Origin of the sequence: Amphibacillus sp. Q70 (genome assembly GCF_052055485.1) — a bacterium.
GTDB lineage: Bacteria > Bacillota > Bacilli > Bacillales > Amphibacillaceae > Amphibacillus.
Genome location: NZ_CP197171.1, coordinates 1,961,506 through 1,982,463, shown reverse-complemented (window position 1 = coordinate 1,982,463; position 20,958 = coordinate 1,961,506). Strand labels below are relative to the sequence as shown.

At 38.2% G+C, this 20,958-nt stretch carries 15 protein-coding genes; 4 read left to right on the top strand and 11 right to left on the bottom strand.

Translation table 11 applies throughout. The features are described 5' to 3' along the window. Nucleotides 1–148 precede the first annotated feature (148 nt). Entirely contained in the window at nt 149–1,258 is a 1,110-nt protein-coding gene (gene xylF / locus ACS127_RS08740; protein WP_440898113.1) for a D-xylose ABC transporter substrate-binding protein, read from the top strand. A gap of 173 nt (nt 1,259–1,431) precedes the next feature. Here xylF and ACS127_RS08735 read toward each other — a convergent pair whose 3' ends face one another. Then, nucleotides 1,432–1,674, bottom strand: coding sequence for a hypothetical protein (locus ACS127_RS08735; RefSeq protein ID WP_440898032.1), 243 nt, complete (start codon nt 1,672–1,674; stop codon nt 1,432–1,434). A 123-nt stretch (nt 1,675–1,797) separates the two neighbouring features. Here ACS127_RS08735 and ACS127_RS08730 point away from each other — a divergent pair, with 123 nt between their 5' ends. Both ACS127_RS08730 and ACS127_RS08725 read left to right on the top strand, forming a co-directional pair. Next, a complete protein-coding gene (locus ACS127_RS08730; RefSeq protein WP_440898031.1) occupies nt 1,798–2,721 on the top strand; it encodes an AEC family transporter in 924 nt (307 codons plus the stop codon). 81 nt (nt 2,722–2,802) lie between these two features. After that, nucleotides 2,803–3,996 carry a class I SAM-dependent rRNA methyltransferase gene (locus tag ACS127_RS08725; RefSeq protein WP_440898030.1) on the top strand — a complete coding sequence of 398 codons (1,194 nt, stop codon included), beginning with the start codon at nt 2,803–2,805 and terminating at the stop codon, nt 3,994–3,996. Between the two features lie 1,076 nt (nt 3,997–5,072). Here ACS127_RS08725 and ACS127_RS08720 read toward each other — a convergent pair. From ACS127_RS08720 to ACS127_RS08690, 7 genes are all read right to left on the bottom strand, one after another. Further along, nucleotides 5,073–6,248, bottom strand: a complete 1,176-nt coding sequence (locus tag ACS127_RS08720; RefSeq protein ID WP_440898029.1) for a sugar ABC transporter permease — start codon at nt 6,246–6,248, stop codon at nt 5,073–5,075. Continuing rightward, complete coding sequence (locus tag ACS127_RS08715) at nt 6,232–7,782, bottom strand: ATP-binding cassette domain-containing protein (protein WP_440898028.1); 1,551 nt, start codon at nt 7,780–7,782, stop codon at nt 6,232–6,234. Before ACS127_RS08715 ends, ACS127_RS08720 begins: the two co-directional genes overlap by 17 nt. Before the next feature lie 75 nt (nt 7,783–7,857). Further along, nucleotides 7,858–9,036 (bottom strand): sugar ABC transporter substrate-binding protein, encoded by a 1,179-nt coding sequence (locus ACS127_RS08710; protein WP_440898027.1) that lies wholly within the window; start codon nt 9,034–9,036, stop codon nt 7,858–7,860. A 368-nt stretch (nt 9,037–9,404) separates the two neighbouring features. Next, nucleotides 9,405–11,084, bottom strand: coding sequence for an ABC1 kinase family protein (locus ACS127_RS08705; protein WP_440898026.1), 1,680 nt, complete (start codon nt 11,082–11,084; stop codon nt 9,405–9,407). Nucleotides 11,085–11,112: 28 nt separating this feature from the next. Beyond that, on the bottom strand, nt 11,113–11,382 hold the full coding sequence (locus tag ACS127_RS08700) for a phasin family protein (protein ID WP_440898025.1): 270 nt from the start codon (nt 11,380–11,382) through the stop codon (nt 11,113–11,115). A gap of 81 nt (nt 11,383–11,463) precedes the next feature. Continuing rightward, nucleotides 11,464–12,144, bottom strand: coding sequence for a uracil-DNA glycosylase (locus ACS127_RS08695; RefSeq protein ID WP_440898024.1), 681 nt, complete (start codon nt 12,142–12,144; stop codon nt 11,464–11,466). A gap of 146 nt (nt 12,145–12,290) precedes the next feature. Further along, a complete protein-coding gene (locus ACS127_RS08690) occupies nt 12,291–13,778 on the bottom strand; it encodes an amidase (protein ID WP_440898023.1) in 1,488 nt (495 codons plus the stop codon). Between the two features lie 457 nt (nt 13,779–14,235). Between ACS127_RS08690 and ACS127_RS08685 the strand changes: the two genes are divergently transcribed. Next, entirely contained in the window at nt 14,236–15,423 is a 1,188-nt protein-coding gene (locus ACS127_RS08685) for an IS256 family transposase (RefSeq protein WP_440895396.1), read from the top strand. A 330-nt stretch (nt 15,424–15,753) separates the two neighbouring features. Here ACS127_RS08685 and ACS127_RS08680 read toward each other — a convergent pair whose 3' ends face one another. From ACS127_RS08680 to pfkB, 3 genes are all read right to left on the bottom strand, one after another. Continuing rightward, on the bottom strand, nt 15,754–17,541 hold the full coding sequence (locus ACS127_RS08680) for an alpha/beta fold hydrolase (protein WP_440898022.1): 1,788 nt from the start codon (nt 17,539–17,541) through the stop codon (nt 15,754–15,756). 560 nt (nt 17,542–18,101) lie between these two features. Next, a complete protein-coding gene (locus ACS127_RS08675) occupies nt 18,102–19,997 on the bottom strand; it encodes a PTS fructose transporter subunit IIABC (protein ID WP_440898021.1) in 1,896 nt (631 codons plus the stop codon). Nucleotides 19,998–20,018: 21 nt separating this feature from the next. Next, nucleotides 20,019–20,936, bottom strand: coding sequence for a 1-phosphofructokinase (pfkB, locus tag ACS127_RS08670; protein ID WP_440898020.1), 918 nt, complete (start codon nt 20,934–20,936; stop codon nt 20,019–20,021). Nucleotides 20,937–20,958: the final 22 nt, after the last annotated feature.

Genomic DNA, 20,958 nt, shown 5'->3' with positions numbered 1-20,958 from the left:
CATTCATGTACAAGCAAAGCACAAACGAAAAAGGCTTCTTGGAGTCAACATCTTACTTGGCCAAACAGTAAAGAACTAAGTTCTATCCTCTTTTTTTAAGTTAGTGATGTTAGCGAAGATAGAGGGATGGGGGTAAAGACCATTGATAATGAAAAAAAGTCCATTAATCCTAGTCGTTTTGTTCAATTTAGTGATGTTGATTGGGTGTACAAGTTCCACAGATGAATACAACGATAAAAGTGATCGATTTCATTTAGAGCAGAATTTTGCAGAAGAGGATGAAGGGGTATTAAATGAGGCATTAAAAATCGGGCTTTCAATGGATACGTTAGAGGAAGAACGTTGGGAGAAAGACCGAGATATGTTTGTTGAAGCGGTTGAAGCTCTAGGTGCAAAGGTTGAGGTCAAAGCAGCGAATGGAAATGATGCCTTGCAGATTGCTCAGGCTGAAACCTTAATTAGTCAAGGAATTGATTTATTAGTACTCGTCCCTCATAATGCTGAGGCGGCTGCAACGATTGTAGGGAAAGCACAAATGGCAGAGATCCCTGTTATCTCATATGATCGATTAGTCAAAAATGCCAATATTGATTTGTATGTTTCTTTTGACAATGAGAAGATTGGTATCCTACAAGCGGAGACAATGACCGAGTTAGTTCCCAAAGGAAATTATGTGTATATTGGCGGCCCAGCGACTGATAATAATGCTCACTTGATGCGAGAAGGGGTCTACAGCGTTCTGCAACCTTTTATTGAGCAAGGCGATATTACAGTCGTCTATGATCAATGGACAGATGCATGGCTGCCAATTAATGCAAAATTAAATATGCGAGCTGCTTTAAAAGCAAATGATAATAACATTGATGCAGTCATCGCTGCTAATGATGCAACAGCTGGAGCTGTATTCGAAGCTTTGGAAGAACAAGGATTAGCTGGGAAAGTCCCGATTGTTGGTCAAGATGCTGAACTGTTGGGTTTACAAAGGATTATTAGTGGCGGACAGGTGATGACGGTGTATAAATCGATTAAATCATTAACTGAGCAAGCAGCAGATATTGCTATACGAATGGCACGAGGCGAAACGATTGAAACGAATCAAACCATTAATAATGGCAAAAAAGATGTACCAACCGTTTTTTTAACCCCTGTTGCTGTCACAAAAGATAATATTGAAGAAACCATTATTGCCGATGGTTTTCATCAAGCTGATGACATTTACCAAACTGAGTCCACGTCAAACAATGATATAAATGAATAAAACGGTTATCGCTCTGATTTCAATGCGTGAAAATTGGGATAAAAAAGATAGTTAGTGATGAGATGGCTAACTATCTTTTTTGCAATTGCGGTTGAGTCGGCGGATAGAGAGTCCGATACCGATTATACAGACTACTAGGAGTCCAATCAAAATATAAGGATGAAATTTTTCCATTAAAAAATACCCGTTGCACTTATCAAGATAATCATTATCCCGATTGTAGTAAGATATTTACCGAACATAATCGAAGCCTTTGCTTTGTTGTGCTTTTTGTCATTGAATACATTGACAAGATCAGCTGCCTGTTGAAAATAGATAAGTGATCCTAAACCAATTAGAGCAAGACCAATCGATCCTCCAATGCTTAAGACAAACCACATCATGATCAATCCACTACTTAAGTTAATTAATTTCATTATATCTCCATTAAAATTGAATAACTATATGTTCACTATAACAGAATCATTCCGCACCATGACAATAAGAAATAATTTCGTTATACTTAATAGATAACTTTCTGATGGAAACGGAGGGAATGCATGGCAGAATTATCACTTATTTTAAGAGAAATTATTGGACCTGTTTTTGTTATGATGCTACTTGGTTTTATTATGCAAATTAAATTCAAACTGGATTTATCTACTCTGGCTAAAATTAATATTTACTTTTTGGCACCAGGATTTATATTTAATGCGCTTTACCATGCTGAGTTTTCAGGAGGATTCTTTTTTAAGATATTTTTCTTTTTTGTTCTTTTTGTCATTATTCTTTTTATTTTATCAAGATTGCTCGGAAAAATAATCAAATTAGATCGAAATAGACAAACCTTATTTACCAATAGTGCGATTTTTTATAACTCTGGTAATTATGGTATTCCAGTCAATGCGCTTGTATTTCAAGGTAATCCTTTGGCAATGTCAATTCAGGTTATCGCGTTAACGTTTCAAAATATGTTCATTTTTTCATATGGTATTTTCTCATTAAGAGCGGCAAATAAGGGAACCTTAAAAGCTATGCTCGGTTATTTTCGCATGCCTGTTCTTTATGGATTACTTGCTGGTATTTTGTTAAATGTCTTCAATGTTCCTTTACCTGACTTTGTACTTGTACCTGCAAATTATATTGCAGATTCAATGATTGCAATCGCCTTATTAACTTTGGGTGCACAAGTGGCAACAATTAAATTAACAAAAGGACTTAGTATTGTTTATTTAAGTTTAGTTGTTCGCTTAATTTGTGGTCCTTTGATTGCTTATTTCATGATTATCGTATTTGGTATCGAGGGGATCACGGCTCAAGCGTTGTTTATTGCTTCTGCTATGCCGACATCAGTAAACAGCTCAGTGATTGCACAGGAATATAGTGATGATCCGGCTTTTGCCACTCAAACGGTTTTGTTTTCGACGCTTGCTAGTGCGGTAACCGTTACCGTTGTGATTTATTTAGCTCGGTTATTATTTTAGCCGCTTAGCTGGAATTTGTTCCTGTGAACTTAACATGCTATGCTAAATAAAGACTAAACCACTTTTAAAGGATGGAACTCTATGCAAAAAATAAAAATCAATCATCAATATGTCAAACCATATCGAGCAGGATATCCACGATTAATAGAAGATGCGATTGAAAATATTGAAGTATTAACTCAACTTAAAGAAGGAAAGATTTTTGAGTTAGTTGATCAACAGGGGCAATTTCTTGGTCGAGGTTATTATGGTCAACAAAATAAAGGCTATGGCTGGGTGTTAACGCAAAATAAAGCGGAGCAGATTGATCAAGCTTTTTTTGTTAATAAACTAAGCCAGGCTTTAACACGACGTAGTACCTTATTCTCTGATCAAACAACAACAGCCTTTCGTGTTTTTCATAATGAAGGGGATGGCATTGGTGGCTTAGCGATCGATTATTATCAAGGTTACTTTTTAATCACTTGGTACAGTGAAGGTATTTACCAATTCAAGCCACAAATCCTTGCCGCACTTAAACAGTTGACGTCTTTTAAAGGCATTTATCAAAAGAAACGCTTTAACACAGGTGGAAAATATATCGAGGATGATGATTTTGTTACAGGTGAACGTGCTGATTTTCCATTAATTATTAAAGAGAATGATGTCAACTTCGCTGTTGATTTAAATGATGGGCCTATGACAGGTATTTTCTTAGATCAACGTCATGTTCGTCAAGCGATTCGCAACAGATATGCTAAAGGAAAAACCGTCTTGAATACTTTTTCATATACAGGTGCTTTTTCTGTTGCTGCGGCTTTGGGCGGTGCTAAACAAACGGTAAGTGTTGACCTAGCTAACCGCAGCTTAACGAAAACAACTGAGCAATTTCAGATAAATGACCTTGATGAAACTGAACATGAAATCCGTGTCATTGATGTCTTCAATTACTTTAATTATGCAGTGAAAAAAGGCTTACGCTTTGATACTGTTATTCTTGATCCTCCAAGTTTTGCTCGTTCGAAAAAGCGAATCTTCAGTGCATCAAAAGATTATGCTGGTTTGCTAGAACAGGCAATCTCGATTACGGCAGATCATGGTGTGATTGTCGCATCAACGAATTATAGTGGCTTTGGAATCAATAAATTCAAAAAAGTCATTGCACAAGCTTTTCAGGCAGCTAATGCTCAATATAAAATAGTCGAGATCTTTCGCTTGCCAGAAGATTTTCCAACAAATCCGCAATATAAAGAAGGAAATTATTTGAAGGTTGTTTTTATTAAAAAAATAGGTTAATTTGAAGCTGCGGATCAGTAAAGGATTCGCAGTTTTAATTTTAGCATAGGAAATGATAAAATGTTTACTTGTGGATAACTATTTGTTGGAAGGTAGGTCACGACCAGCTTCGAGTGCCCAGCAACTAGCGCAATTTCCCTCAGCTCTGTACGATAAGTTAACATCGCCTCCTCATCGTCGCTGTGTTTCCTTTATCTCCTACGCTAGGAATGAGTAATAGAAGCACTCTATTCATCATTTGAGCATGAGTTTTCGATTGTAATGAGTGATAGAAGCACTCTATCCGTCATTTGGGCTTGAGTTTTCGATTGTAATGAGTGATAGAAGCACTCTATTCATCATTTGAGCATGAGTTTTCGATTGTAATGAAGAATAGAAGCACTCTATCCATCATTTGGGCTTGAGCTTTCGATTGTAATGAGGAATAGAAGCACTCTATCCGTCATTTGAGCATGAGTTTTCGATTGTAATGAGTGATAGAAGCACTCTATCCGTCATTTGGGCTTGAGTTTTCGATTGTAATGAGTGATAGAAGCACTCTATTCATCATTTGAGCATGAGCTTTCGATTGTAATGAATGATAGAAGCACTCTATCCATCATTTCACCTTGAAACTTTGTTTGAAATGGAGGATAGAGTGGAGAAATGACTATAAAAAGAAATTGTAATAAAATATATTTTGCAACAGCTCCTTGGAGTACTTTTCACTTGTTTAATAGAACAACTCTATTAGATATCTTGTTTTCCCATAGGACAAATACAGTCTGAAAACCTCCACAAGAAAAATGTCCCTCCTCTCTGAGGAGGCTGAGAAAAAGGCTCAAGAAAAAGGCAAGGTACTTCTGAAATATCAGAGGCTCAGTCAACCTTATGCCTTTAAGTGAAAAGGAGGCTTCCTGATTGGCAGGCTCAGGAAAAGCTATCTCTCTCTCAAGTAACTACAGAGATAGCTATAGGTTATTACACAAGATTTCAGAAATTTAGTCGCCTTTATAAGCCAGTACCGACTTTTTCAGCTTAAGTATGTCACTTCAATCGCTTCTTTTTAGCAAGATCCTACACTTTTCCTTGTTTGATTATTTTCCTTTTTTACGTGTTAATACATCAAATATAACAGCACCCGCTAAGACACCCCCGCGAATCATATATTGATAAGAAATACCAACGCCTAATAAATTCATTCCATTCGTTAATGAGGCCATGACAATTGCACCGACAATCGCACCTGATACTTTCCCAATCCCTCCTGCTGATGAAACCCCACCAACATAGGCTGCTGCAATCGCATCAAGCTCAAATAACATTCCTGCCGTTGTTGTGGCTGATTGTAATCTAGCTGTGTATAAGATCCCTGAAAGAGCCGCTAGCATTGACATTGATGCCATCACCATATAAGTGATCTTTTTAACATTAATCCCACTTAAATGGGCGGCCTCAGGGTTGCTTCCTACCGCATAAATTTGCCGGCCAAGCACTGTTTTCGACGAAATAAAATGATAGATTAGTGTTACGAATAAGACAATAATAACTGTCCATGAGAAACCATTATAGCCAGCAAGAATCCATGTAATATAACCAATAATTAATGAAATAAAGACAAGCTTTAAGATAAAGATACCTAACGACATCACTTCAAAATTATATTTTAATTTATCATGTCTTGTCTTCAACTCTCCATAGATATAAAATCCAATCCCTAGTAATCCAACAATTAAAGTTAAGAGATGTAGATCTTTCACTAATGATATTGACGGAATAAAGCCATTACCAATTGCATTAAAAGTCGCATTTGGGATAATAATTGTTCCTGTTCCTTCAGTCACTTGCAGTAATGCCCCGCGGAAAATCAACATGCCTGCCAATGAAGCAACAAACGCTGGGATACCAAGCTGAGCAATAAGAAAACCGTTAAAAAGTCCAATTAAGATACCTAAAATTAAGATAATTGGAATGACAATATAAACAGGAACTCCTTGCTGCATCAATAAAATTGCGGCAATAGCCCCTAGAAAACCAGCTACATAACCGACTGATAAATCAATATGCCGGATCACAATAACCAATGTCATCCCAACAGCAAGTACAGCAATATATCCTGCTGAATCTAGTAGATTACTAATATTTCGGGAAGACATAAACATGCCATCTGTCATCAAATTAAAGGTGAGCATAATCGCAAATAAAGCAATATACATCCCATAATCTCGAATATTTTCTTTAATTAACGTACCCACTTCATTGAATAGTTTCATTCTGATACCCTCCAGCCTGAGTCGCAAGCTCCATTATTTTTTCTTGATCAGCTTCTTCAGCTGATAATTCTCCTGTTATCTCCCCTTCAGCCATAACATAAATTCGATCACTCATCCCTAATATTTCTCCAAGCTCTGATGAGATCATAATGATGCTTAATCCTTGTTCAATCAATGTGTTCATCACTGAATAGATCTCAAATTTAGCACCGACATCAATACCTCGTGTCGGTTCATCTAAAATCAGCACATTAGGTCCAACAAATAACCATTTTCCTAATGAGACCTTTTGTTGATTACCACCACTCAATTTCCCAACTAATTGTTCGATCGAAGAGGCTTTTATTTGAAGAGAGTTTTTATAATGTTCGGCAACTTTTATTTCCTCATTATCATTGATAATCCCTTGATTTGAAATCCCTGATAATTTCGCTGCTGAGATATTTTTCGTAATATTTTGCAGCAAAAACAGCCCATTACCCTTGCGGTCCTCAGTTACATAGGCAATTCCCTCAGCAATCGCCTCACTTGTATGTTTCAATTTTTTCACTTGACCATTAAGGACGAGATCACCTTTTAATTTATATTGACGCTGATTGCCAAAAATACTTAAGGCCAGTTCAGTACGTCCTGCTCCCATTAAACCAGCTATTCCAATAATTTCTCCTTTGTTCAAATGAAGATCAGCTTTCTTAACGACATGGCGACCAAGCTGAGCATCATAGGCAGACCAGTTATGCAACTCTAGCACACGGTCACCAATTTGCTTTTCAGGAAGCTTAGGATAGATTGCATTAATTTCACGCCCAACCATATGTTTAATAATTGTACGTTCCTCAATCTCATCTTTTTTGGCATCTAGAGTACAAATCGTTTGTCCATCACGTAATACCGTTGCCTTGTCGGCAATAGCAACAACTTCCTTTAATTTATGGGAAATCATAATACAAGTAATCCCTTGTTTTTTTAGTTCTTTAATTAACCTCAGCAGATTTTCACTATCATCCTCATTTAGTGCCGCTGTCGGTTCATCTAAAATAAGTAATTTAACATTTTTACTAATTGCTTTAGCAATTTCAACCAGCTGTTGATTCCCGACACTCAAATCTTTAATTAATGTTTCCGGATTTACTTTTAAATTAACCTTTTCTAACATTTCTTTCGCTTTGACAATCGTTTGATTCCAATCGATCACACCTTGATGTTTGACTTCGTTACCCATATAGATATTTTCATAAACGGGGAGATCAGGAAACAAAGCGAGTTCCTGATAAATAATCGCAATTCCCACATCAACACTGTCATTGATTTTATTAAACTGCTGAACTTTGTTCTGATAAACAATATCTCCATCATATTCTCCATATGAATAAACACCGCTTAACACTTTCATTAAAGTTGACTTCCCTGCACCATTTTCACCAATTAAACAATGAATCTCACCTTGTTCAACTTTGAAATTAACTTGGCTTAAGGCTTTAACACCTGGAAATTCCTTATTAATATTATGCATTTCAAGAATATACTCAGCCATTTTTCACCCACCTTTGTTCACTCAATAAAAGGACGAAATAGTGATATTATAACTATCACTATTTCGTATCGACTGTTATTCTAAACCAGTAAAATCACTTGCATCATAGTATTCTGAATCAATCAGAGCCGACTGAACATTTTCTTGATCAACAACGATGACTTCTGATTGCATGGCTTCAATTTCTTTAGCCCCATTATCATAAGAACCCGTTGTTTCTGGTGTAGCACCATCTAAGATCGTAACAGCCATACCCATCGCATCTGTAACTAAACGACGCACATCTTTAAAAACAGTCATGGATTGCTTACCATCGATAATATATTGGATCGAAGCCATCTCGGCATCTTGACCCGTAACCACATAACTAGAAATATCACTATCAGCTGCAAATGTATCGGCAATTGAACGGGATGTCCCATCATTTGGCGCTAAGATCAATACATCACCTTTTAAATCATCACTTGCTGAAGTTAAATGGGTCTGGGCTTTATTAATTGCTTCATTCGGATCCCAGTTTGTTGTAACTTGCCCTAAAATTCTTCCCAACTCATCACGTGTTAGCTCTGCTTGATCAGATAATGCTTCGGCTTCACTTGAGTTAGCAATTACAAAAGTACCGTCCACTATTTTAGGTTGTAATACTGACCATGCTCCCTCAAAGAACAAGAATGCATTATTATCAGATGCTGCACCAGCGTATAAGTAAAGAGGAATTCCAGTCCCTTCTTCTGCTTGATCAATTAAATAGTTACCTTGTGCTTCACCAACTGCAAAACTATCAAAAGTCACATAATAATCAACAGCCTCAGTATTTGTGATCAAACGGTCATAAGCAATAACGGTTACATCTTCATCAGCAGCTGCCTGAGCGGCTGCACCTGCAGCATCTCCATCATGAGGACTAATGATCAGCACATCAATGCCACGACTAATTAATGTTTCAACATTCTGTAATTCATTTGCTGAAGACCCTTGACTAAATAAAATCTCAGTTGTGTAATCCGAATCTGCTAGAGCATCTTTGAAACGTTGCTCATCCTGTACCCAACGCGGCTCATCACGAGTCGGTAACACAATTCCAACATCGATATTACCACTCGATTCCTCGCCGTCATCTGACTCAACCTCATCCGTTGAATCTACATCTGGCTCTTCTACTTCTCCTGATGAACCCTCAGTACACCCTGCCAGCATAAATGCTAATAACACAGCGACTAACAAAAACCATAAATTTTTCCCCTTGTTAAACATGTCATAACCCCTTTCAATCACTTGTTTTACTTGCAACTTAAGTATAAGAGGCAATTCCCAACATTGTAAGCGCATTCAATAGTGCTTTTTTAATATCTATAGTAATTTTTTAATGTGGGCATAAAGATGTAAGGAGAATTGCTGGTGCAGAGTTGAATGAAAAATAAAGTCATTAATTTATATACGATTTTTCAGATTGCTACACAAATTTTCGAATTTGTGTTTATTTTTTATTGGAATGGATGAGGTTGAGAACATTTCATTGAAAGTAGAAGCCTATCCAAAAGAAAGTAAAAAAAGATTGCATTAAACTGAAATGATTTCCAGTCCAATACAATCTTTTTTCAGATCATTACAAAAGACAAAATTCAAAACCGTCCTGACTTAAAAATAGAATAAAGCAACCAAAGAAACAAAAATAGCGCAACAAATGAGCCAATCTCAATCGCAGGCAATGACCAGAGCACAGAGGGTTGACCTGACAATGCCGAGCCAATAATTAAGCCGACCATAATAATACTAAAGGCTAACAATACGATGGCAAAAGAGAGCTGATTGCTAATGCGGTCCATTTTCTTCAATAGTGAATCCAAGTCAGGAATGTCGATTTCTAAGCGTATTTTATTTCCTTTAATGACACTTGATAAATTCTTTAATTGTTTTGGAAGGGTGGTGAAAAGATCAGCAAATTCTGATAGCTGTCCAATCATCTGCTGAGCAATTTTTCTTGGTCGATACCGCTCTCGCAATAAACGTTGTCCAAAGGGTTTAGCGACTTCTACAATGCTGAGATCGGGATCTAATTGAGCAATAGTCCCTTCTAATGTGAGTAAAGTTTTTCCTAAAATAGTGTAATCAGGAGAAAGCTCAATTTGGTGTTTATGCGCAATTTGAAAAAGCTCGCGAACAGCCTCTGCCAAACTAATCTCACTCAATGCAGCACGATAATACTTATCCATTAGCAACTCAATATCATCTAGAAGTCCTTGCCTATCAATCTCTGAGGATGTTATTCCCATTTCAAGCAGATGTTCAACCATACCTTCTATATCTTCCCGCATCATACTAATCAGCAATAAACCAAACTGTTCCTTCATCGCTACCGTCAAGCGCCCAACCATCCCAAAATCTAATAAGACTAATTGATTGTCTGGACGAATCAGAATGTTTCCAGGATGAGGATCAGCATGGAAAAAACCATCGATTAATACTTGTTGAAAAGTGATCCGAGCTAAATGATCAGCAACTTCTTTCTGATCAAATCCAGCAACTTTTTGTTCTACCACATCACTTAATTTAACCCCCTCTACATACTCCATCACTAATACCTTTGAACTGGTAAATTCAGTGAATATTGCGGGGATTAGAACTGAGTCATCATCCTCTAATTGTTTGGAAATCCGATTCACATTACGTGCTTCAATGATGTAATCGAGTTCATCACGAATCATACTAGCAAATTCTTTAACTACATCCCGTGCTCGATATCGCACAGCCCATTCCATTCTTAACTCCGCTAAAGTCGCCATTTCCTTTAAAATTTCAAAATCTGTTTCGATTTTTTCTTGGATGTTTGGGCGTTGAACTTTAATTGCCACTTGTTCACCTGTTTTTAACACACCAACATGGACCTGACCAATTGAAGCCGCCGCTAATGGCTCAGAGTCAATCTCTTGAAAAATATCTTCAATTGGACGTCCTAACTCACTCTCAATAATTTCTTTTGCCTCATGAAAAGGAAAAGGGGGGACGTGGGTTTGTAATTTTTCTAGCTCTTGAATGATTTCATCAGAAAAAAGGTCAGGCCGTGTACTAGCAATTTGCCCAACCTTAATAAAGGTTGGACCTAGTTCTTCTAAAATTAATCGAATTCGTTCGCCTAACGTTTTTTCTTCTGCCTTTGGATTGCGTTCTTTATATAAACGTTTTGGAATGACATGGAGATCATGCAATCCCATTTGTTCAAGCAAGAACCCTAAGCCATTTCTCGAAAAAGCGACGATAATATCCTTATATCGTTGCAAATGCCGAAGTGGTTTTTCAATCACGGCGAGTCCTCCCTTTCAACAGCAAAACTTACTTATCACGATTGATTTGTTCAGCCAGTGCATCGATTCGTGCTTCTAATCTTTTGATATCATCTTGTGTGGCAAAATTTAAATCCGTTAACATTTCCTTTTGTTTGTCTTTTCCTTTTTTGTAATACTCATTGAAAAATGCTTTCGATTCTTCACGAGTCATCTCACCTTTTTTAACTAGCTCATCAATTACTTTCTCCGCTTGTTCCACACCTGTTGCTGCCAAACCTAAGCCGAGGGCCACACCTTTTTTGAAAGTCTCTTTCATTTTGATCAGCTCCTTAAATATTTGATACCTATATCATATGTATCTTCCCCAAATGCATTAATCTAAAACATAGCAACCCATTTAAAGACGCTCAATTTCCCAATCAATCGGCTCCCTACCTACTTGTTTTAAATAATGATTGGCTTTTGAAAAGGGTTGACTACCGAAAAAACCACGATGGGCAGATAGAGGGCTGGGATGCGGAGATTTAATGATGAAATGTTTATTTGTATCAATCATTTGCTCCTTCTTTTGTGCAGCAGCTCCCCAAAGGAGATAAACAATCGATTCTTCTTTGTCATTTAACAGTTCAATCACTCGATTCGTAAAAATTTCCCAGCCCATTCCCTTGTGTGAATGGGCTTGACCTTTGCGTACTGTCAAAACATTATTCAACAGCAACACCCCTTGCTTAGCCCACTTTACTAGAGATCCATGATTCGGAATAGCATAACCCAAGTCAGAATTCAATTCTTTATACATATTTTGTAAAGAAGGAGGGATCGCGACCCCAGGCTGGACAGAAAAACTTAAACCATGTGCCTGATTCGGGCCATGATAGGGATCCTGTCCTAAAATAACCACCTTGACATTCGCATAAGACGTATAGTGTAGGGCATTATAAATATCATTCATATTCGGATAAACGATTTGAGTTTGATATTCTTTGATTAAAAATTGACGAATTTTTTTATAATAGGGTTTATTAAATTCATCTTCTAATAATGGGGCCCAATCATTGTGTAAAATTTGCTTTGCCATCTGAACACATCCTTTTTGAATGGAATCTCCACTTCACAGATTCCAACTTTTTTATTTATTTCCGTTTGCACGTGAATTTCCGGTTTCACACGTAACAGCCGTATGTGCACCTATAAAATCAAACTATCGCACGCAATTTTTCCAATTTAAATTGGATCAACCACTCTTTGCTTCCACAATTCAGTCTGCTCGATTTGGCTGGCTAGCTCAATGAGTTGATCTTCTCTTCCTTTTCCAGCAACAAATTGAACACCCATCGGTAGACCTTCGCGAGTAATAAACGTCGGCACACTCATAGCAGGTTGACCAGTCAAGTTTGCCAGTTGTGTGAATGGCGTAAACGTTAAACTTGGTAAAAACATTTCATAAACAAGCTTTTGCTGTTCTGCCATCGACAGATGATCTATTTTTAGTAATGTTTCTATTTGTTCTTCAGGAAGTTCAAGTTCACCAATCTTCGGTGCTGGGTGAGCATTTGTTGGCGTTAAATAAAAATCATATTCCTGGTGGAATTCAGCCATTCGGGCAGCAGCAAAATCCCAACCTGTTAAACTTGAACTATATGTTGCGGCTGTCACATTTTTCCCAGCTTGATCCAATACCCAGGTGATAATTTCAATATCATCTGTCGTTAAATTACGGTCTAATCTCCGTTTCAACTGGGTAATCACTTGATTTATTTCTCCACTATTCATCAGATAATAATTTTTCATCAATTTAACACCATCAACAGGGGCTTCTGCTTCAACAACTTCGTGTCCTTGATCCTCTAACCATTTCACCATATTTAATACAGAGTGTTTGGCTTCATCACTCACTGTTGTTCTCACCGGTGAAGCTGTTGTATAAGCAATTCGATATTTCTTTTTCGAGTGACTTTTTGTCAAATCAAAATAGCTACCATCATATAAAGGTGTTTGAAAAGCCGCTTCAGGCTGAATAACCTGTAATGTATCCAACAATGCTGCACTATCTCGAACGGAACGACTAAGGACAAAATCAATAGACGCACCTTGCCATTGACGACCTATACCTGGTCCTACAGGAGTTCGCCCACGAGTCGGTTTCAAACCAAATAAACCAGAAAAACCTGCTGGAATCCGAATCGATCCACCCCCATCACTTGCACCTGCGACCGGAACAACGCCACTTGCAACAAGTGCAGCTGCACCACCACTTGAGCCACCAGGTGAATGTTCTAAATTCCATGGATTTCGTGTTGGACCAAACACTTCAGGTTCAGTAATATTCTTCAAACCAAACTCTGGAGTTGTCGTATGTCCTAACATAAGAAAGCCAGCTTCTTTTAATCGTGCAACAAAATTTGAATCTTGTGCAACAACATTCTCCGTTAAAAGTTTCGACCCAGAACTTAAAACCTCTCCACCAATTGCCTGTGAAATATCCTTTAAAAACAGAGGAACACCATAAAATGGCTGTCCTTCATCTTTTAATTGTTCTAATTCCCCATAAACACGATCCCTACGGGTACGTGCAACCGCATTCAAATCTGAATTCACCTCTTCTAATCTTTGAAAAGCTAGATCTACTAACTCCCTAGGTGAAACCTGTTTTCCTCTAACCAATTCAGCTAAGCCAACTGCATCCATAGATTGATAGGTTTTCATGTCCATCATATCTGCCTCCTTGATTCATTTTTACTAGTATACCAAAATAGTGAGCTTTAGGAAATTATAGTTTACATTATATACGATTAATCAGTCGATAGACAACGAAAAGAGTTTCAAAATAATAATATGATTTTATTTATTTCCATCCCCTATAACTACCTATCTTGTGCCCAAGTTTGAGGATTTTTCTCTGATTTGTAGTCAACTCTCTTGATTTGCAATCAACTCTCTTGATTTGCAATCAACTTCTTCGATTTGCAATCAACTTCTTCGATTTACAATCAACTTTCTCGATTTGCAATCAACTTTCTCGATTTGCAATCAACTTTCTCGATTTGCAATCAACTTTCTCGATTTGCGATTAAGGCTATATAATTGTGTAATAAAGAAAAAGAGCCAAATCAGCTCTCCTATAGTACAATGTAGTTACCAACCAACCATTGAAAAGGAGAGAACTGAAATGACTCAATTAAATTTTACCCTAGATATGGACAAATTAACAGAGGAAATTTTATCGAGCAACTTAAATTCGGCAACTAAAGGACTGGCAGTCGCTGTATTTAATGCCTACATGGAGGCGGAGCGTGATGCCTATGTCCAAGCCGACTCACGAGAACGCCATGCACTTCGCCAAGACATGCGGAATGGCTATTACGAAAGAGATTATAAACTACCTATCGGGCGAATCACGCTGAAAGTCCCTCGGACACGCTCTGGTGCCTTTTCAACAAAGTTATTCGAGAAGTATCAACGTATGGATCAATCGCTTGTTCTGACATTAGTGGAATCTGTCGTGAGTGGTGTATCGACCCGAAAGGTCACTAAAATTGTTGAGACCCTCTGTGGGGAAGGCGTCTCTCGTTCATTTGCTTCTGATATTCTCAAACGTCTAGATCCTGAGGTGGCATCGTTTAGAGAGCGCGCCCTTCACCATAAATACTATGCCTATGTTTATGTCGATGCCATGTATATTAAAGTGCGAGAGAATCATCGTGTGGTATCTAAAGGTGTCTATATTGCGCAAGGGGTGACGTCAGAGAATAGACGTGAGATTATTGGATTTATGGTTTCAGAAGAGGAATCAAAGGCAGCTTGGACAAGCTTCTTTCAGGACTTACGAGCGCGTGGTTTGAAGAAACCCAAGCTCATCATCTCTGATGCGCATTCTGGATTGAAAGCAGCGATTAAAGAAGACTTTTTGAACTGTCCATGGCAGCGTTGTACCACCCATTTCTTACGCAATCTAACGGATGTGATGCCGAAGAAAAACAGTCAAGCTGAACGGACAGCCTTAAAACAAATCTTTTATGCCGATACCCTGGCCCATGCCAGAGAATTGAAGACAAACTTTATAAAGACAGTCGAGGGAAATCCGAAGTACACAGCGGTCATCGAGAAGTTAGAAGCCGGTTTTGATGATGCCCTACAATTCATCCAAGAACCCACGGGCTATCATGTCTCTCTAAGGACGACAAACAGTTTAGAGCGAGTCAATAGAGAAATACGGCGTAGGGAAAGAGTCATTGGGATCTTTCCGAATATAGATTCAGCTGTCCGACTTATCGGTGCCGTTTTGATGGATATCCACGAAGGATTTCAGAAGACGAAGCGAAAATTTTTAAGAGACTATGCCCCGGGGGAGAATTAAATGTAACGCTTTTCCTGACCTCGCCATGGCGAGGACAGGAAAAGCTACCCCCCTCTCAAGTAACTACAGAGATAGCTATAGGTTATTACACAAGATTTTGGACTTGACACGATTTGCAATCAACTTTCTCGATTTGCAATCAACTTTCTCGATTTGCAATCAACTTTCTGATTTACAATCAACTTCACGAAAATACAAGCAACTTTCTCGATTTGCAAGCATCTTCGCTAGGCTTTCCCACCCATTCTACCGCTCAGAATCAAAAAAAGCTAGCTTGTATCCAGTATAAACCAGACACACACTAGCTTGAACCCTCATGTTATATGATAATTATTGATGTTTTGCTAGAAAATCAAGCATTAATCGATAGACTTTGATTTCATTTTCCTTTTTAGTGAAACCATGTCCTTCATCCTCAAGAACCAGATATTCAATTTCACGTCCTTTATCTTTTAGCTTCGCAACAATTTGATCAGATTCATCTTTAACAACACGTGGATCTTTAGCACCTTGGATCACAAGCATTGGTTTTGTCATTGATTCAAGATAAGTAACAGGTGAGTCTTTAATAAAGCGTTCCTTATCCCTTATCGGATCTCCAAGCCATCTTTCCATGATCGGCTTCCAATGCGGTGGAACAGATTCAACAAATGTGAATAAATCAGAAGGACCAAAAATATCGATAACCGCCTTGAAATATTCTGGATGACGACCATGTAAGAGTAAAGCCATATAACCACCATAGCTGCCGCCGACTAAAAATAAATGCTCCGGATCTGTTATCTTCTGATCAATTAACCAATCGAGACCAGCAATATTATCCAAACGTGGTCCCTCACCCCAATCCTGCTCCACCATCTTCACAAATGAAGCTCCGTATCCTGTACTTCCACGGAAATTCGGGGCAAAAATGGTATAACCATAATTGAGAAAAGCCTGAAACATCGCTCGGAACATTTTTTTCTCAGCTGCTTGTGGTCCGCCATGCGGCCAAAAAATTGTGTAGCCATTATCATTCTCTGGTTTTGCTTTAAACAGCAAGGCCTCGATCTCCAAACCATCAAACGATGGGTACGAGACAACCTCAGGCTCAACCATATCTTCTTGATCGATCCCGAGTACACGATTATTTGTTAGTGTCTTCCATGTCAAACCATCTTTTGATTGAAAAATGTTAAACGGTAATGTTGCACTTCGACCCAAAACATAAAGTGTTCCAGACTTAGCCACATGTAACTTAGTTAGCACATCAACAGGTAATTGAAGCCGATCATGTTTGCCTGTTGATAGATCATACGCATAAAGAAAATCAGATACACCTTTTTCAGTCACTAAATACAAGCGATTCTGTTCTTTATTAAATTTTATTGTTTCAATACTTTCACCATCAAGCTTCAAAACAGGTTTAAATGTGTTTGTTGTTAAATCATAGGTTGCTAGATAATTAAACTCATCTTCATAATTCGTAATGAAATAGATCGTTTTTTGATCAACAAAAATCGGATCAAAACTGAAATGAACTTTTTCTGGATCAGGTGTTAAATAATTAATCTCTTCTCCTTGTTTCACATGCAGTGTGGCATACGTATTCGCGAACATACGCACATAGACAAACGCCTGTTCATCTTTGGAGACCGTTAAAAGGTGTGTAACAGCTTGATCGCCCTTTTCAATCAATTGATCCGTTTGATCTTGCAAATGATAAACATGCGTATTTAAAAATGATGGATTTCCTCTTGACGTATTATAGTAGAGGCGTTCACCATCCTCACTCAGATGACTAAAATAAAACTTATCCCCTGGCTCACTTGGCGTTAACGGCTGAGCAATTCCACCTGTAAACGGCAATGCATAGCTCTGATAATTTTCATCACCATCTTGATCATAGCTTGTTAACAAATAACGATTATGCGGATCAAATTGTAAAAAATCAATTGATTGATCATGCTGAGCAAAAAGATACGGAAACATAGCTGGTAAATCCAATGCCCATAGATTGTCCTTCCCATTCATATTAGAACTAAAGACTAATCTTTGCTCATCCTCACTCACTGTAAAATCAGTAATAACAAAAGTATGAAAAAACTGTTCAACTGTCGGCTTCGGAAAATTAATCATCTTATCCCTCCATTTATTTAATTGTACATATTTTAATCATATTAATGATAGTAAAAAAAAGCAAATTACCATTAAATCGAAGAACCACTTAACTCTAACATTAACTTGATAAAAAAATTGGCTTATCATTAAATCCTTATAAGAGAAAACTTATTTGACTTAACGATTATCAAACGAAACTTCAATCAGTGTGAGTTGGACCTACAGGATGTAGGTCATGCATATGGTTCCGGTGGGGCGAGTAACCGCAGCCGCAGCCCCAGTCCCAGACGTGGTGGGTTTAATCTGTATTCCCCTAGTTCCCACTGATTGGGACTGGAACCCAGAATAAGTAAGTCACTTATTCTTACGATGCAAATACTTTGTAGCTCTGCTTAGTGCGATTACTCATCCCGCCGAATACCGTTGCGATTACTCGCCCCATTGAAAACCGTTGTTGCCCCGAGTTTTACGGACGGTTATCTGTGACCAAAAATCCGATCTGACCATACAAAAAAAGATATGATCCCATCATATCTAATGAGAATCATATCTTTTCAAATCATTCATTCTGCTAAAATTTATTTTTTATCTATTGGTTTCTTCCAGAAGCCTAAAATTAACCCTGAAACAATCGCACCAATTAGAATAGCCAATAGATACAGTACCCAGCTACCCTCGACAGCTGGGAAAGCGAATACTCCACCATGTGGTGCTTGGATACCTACACCAAATAGTAGTGTTAATCCCCCAGCCAAAGCTGAACCGATAATTGAGGCTGGGAGTACACGTCCTGGATCAGAGGCTGCAAATGGAATGGCGCCTTCGGTAATAAAGAATGATCCAAGGGCAATGTTGGTTTTACCAGCTTGTCGTTCTTCCTGAGTAAATTTACTTTTGAAAAAGATGGTTGCAAATGCAATAGCTAGCGGCGGTACCATTCCACCTGCCATTACAGCTGCATGGGGACCAAAATTACCAGCATCGATCATCGCAATTCCAAATGTAAAGGCTGTTTTGTTGATCGGTCCACCCATATCAATCGCCATCATTCCACCTAAAATAATGCCTAACAACATCACATTCGTACCTGTCATGCCACTTAACCAACCACTCAATGCATTCATCAGCCAAGCAACAGGCTCAATAATAACAAAATACATGAGTAGACCAGTAATTAAAATATTTAACACGGGATAAAATAGAATTGTTTTAATACCATCAAATGTCTTAGGCAAGCCTGCCAATGCTTTTTTCACTAATAACGCAACATAACCACCTAGAAAACCAGCAATCAAACCACCTAAGAAACCAGCGTCACCTGCTGTCGCCATAAATCCACCAATCATAGCTGGTGCAAAACCAGGTCTATCAGCAATACTCATTCCGATAAAACCAGCTAGCACAGCTACCATTAAGCCAAGAGCATTTTCACCACCAATTGTATTTAACGCAGCAGCAAACACGTTATAATCTGCATGAGTCGGATCTGCTGAGTGAATCCCAAATAAGAATGATATGGCTACTAATAAACCACCACCAACAACAAATGGAAGCATATTTGATACACCATTCATCAAGTGTTGATAAAAACTAGAACGACTTCCACTACTTGAATCGGAACTTGATGCCGATGTGCCACCAGTACTTTCATAAACAGGAACATCACCACTCATGGCTGTATCAATCAATTCTTCAGTTTTACGAATGCCGTCACTTACACCACGACGCAACACTTTCTTACCAGCAAAGCGATCCATCTCTACTTTCGTATCAGCAGCAATAATAATTACTTTAGCCTGCTCAATTTCTTCAGCTGTCAAACGATTTTTCACACCATCTGAACCGTTCGTCTCAACTTTAATTGAGACTCCTTTAGCTTCTGCCTTATCCTTAAGTGCATCTGCTGCCATATACGTATGGGCAATTCCTGTTGGACAGCCAGTTACAGCGAGTAGTTCGATACCGCCTGCTTTTGAATCAGTCGCGCTTACTTCATTTGCCGCTTCTTTACTTAACTTCTCTTCTTCTTTTTGATTAATAATTGTCATAATTTCATCTTCGGAATTTGCTCCCATAAGTTTGTTACGAAAATCTTCATCAATTAATAAAGTTGATAACCGTGACAATGTCTGAAGGTGATCATCATTTGCTCCTTCACTAGCAGCAATCATAAAGAATAGATGGGCAGGTTTACCGTCTAAAGAATCATAATCAATTCCTGCTTGTGATCTAGCAAAAACAATAGCTGGTTTAGCAACTGCCTTTGTCTTAGCATGCGGAATAGCGACCGTATCACCAATTCCAGTACTCGTCTGATTCTCACGATCCCAAATCGCTTCAATAAATTGATCTTTATCACTAAGATACTGTCCTTTATCAAGTTGTTTGGCTAGTTCAGCAATAACTTCATCTTTGGACTGTGCCTTGACATCTAAAATGATAAGATCGCGTCTGAGTAACTCATTAATTCTCATTGTTCATCCACCTCTCATTGGTTAAATTTGTTTGATTTGAACTTGTGGCAATAATGCCTCTACCTCTTCCTTCGTGCACAACGTTTTTGAAAAAGCCGTCGCACTTCCTGAAGCAACAGCATATTGAGCTGCTTCTTGTGGATATCCCGTCTGTTGTAATTTGTAAATAAAACCAGCTACTGCTGAATCACCTGCACCAACAGAGTGAACTGCCTGACCAACTGGCGCTGTTAAACGTAATACACCGCCATCTCCTACATAAATAGCACCGTCTTTTGCCATTGAAATCAATACATGCTGAATCTTATACTCTTGGTTAAGACGCTTAGCCAAATGGATAATATCCTGTTCTCCTTCTACTTTTGTATCAAATAACTCTGCAAGTTCATGATGATTGGGTTTAATAAAAGTCGGACTCGCCTTAATTGCCTCTTGCAGTGGTAAACCACTTGTATCTACAATCGCTTTTATTCCTTGTTCAGACAATTGAGCAACTATTTCACGATAAGTACTCGATGATAAAGAGGTAGGTAAACTTCCTGCTAAAATGACGACATCTTCTTGCTTTAATTGCTTAAGTTGATCTAATAATTGCTGGTAATCCGTTGACTCAATTTTTGGTGAAACACCATTTACCTCTGTCTCTTCTTCACCCGACTTCATTTTCAAATTAATTCGCGTATCTTCTTTCAATTGAATAAAATCATGTAAAATACCTGTTTCCGTTAAATAATCAGTAATAAACTTACCCGTAAATCCACCAACAAAGCCCAATGCCGTACTTTCTCCCCCAAGTCTTTGTAGCACTCGGGACACATTAATTCCTTTACCACCAGCCTCTTTATAATCTGCCTGACTTCTATTCAAACCACCCGCAGTAAACTGATCGACTTGAACAACATAATCAATTGCTGGATTAAGTGTAATCGTGTAAATCATTATAGTTACGCCCTCCAAAGTT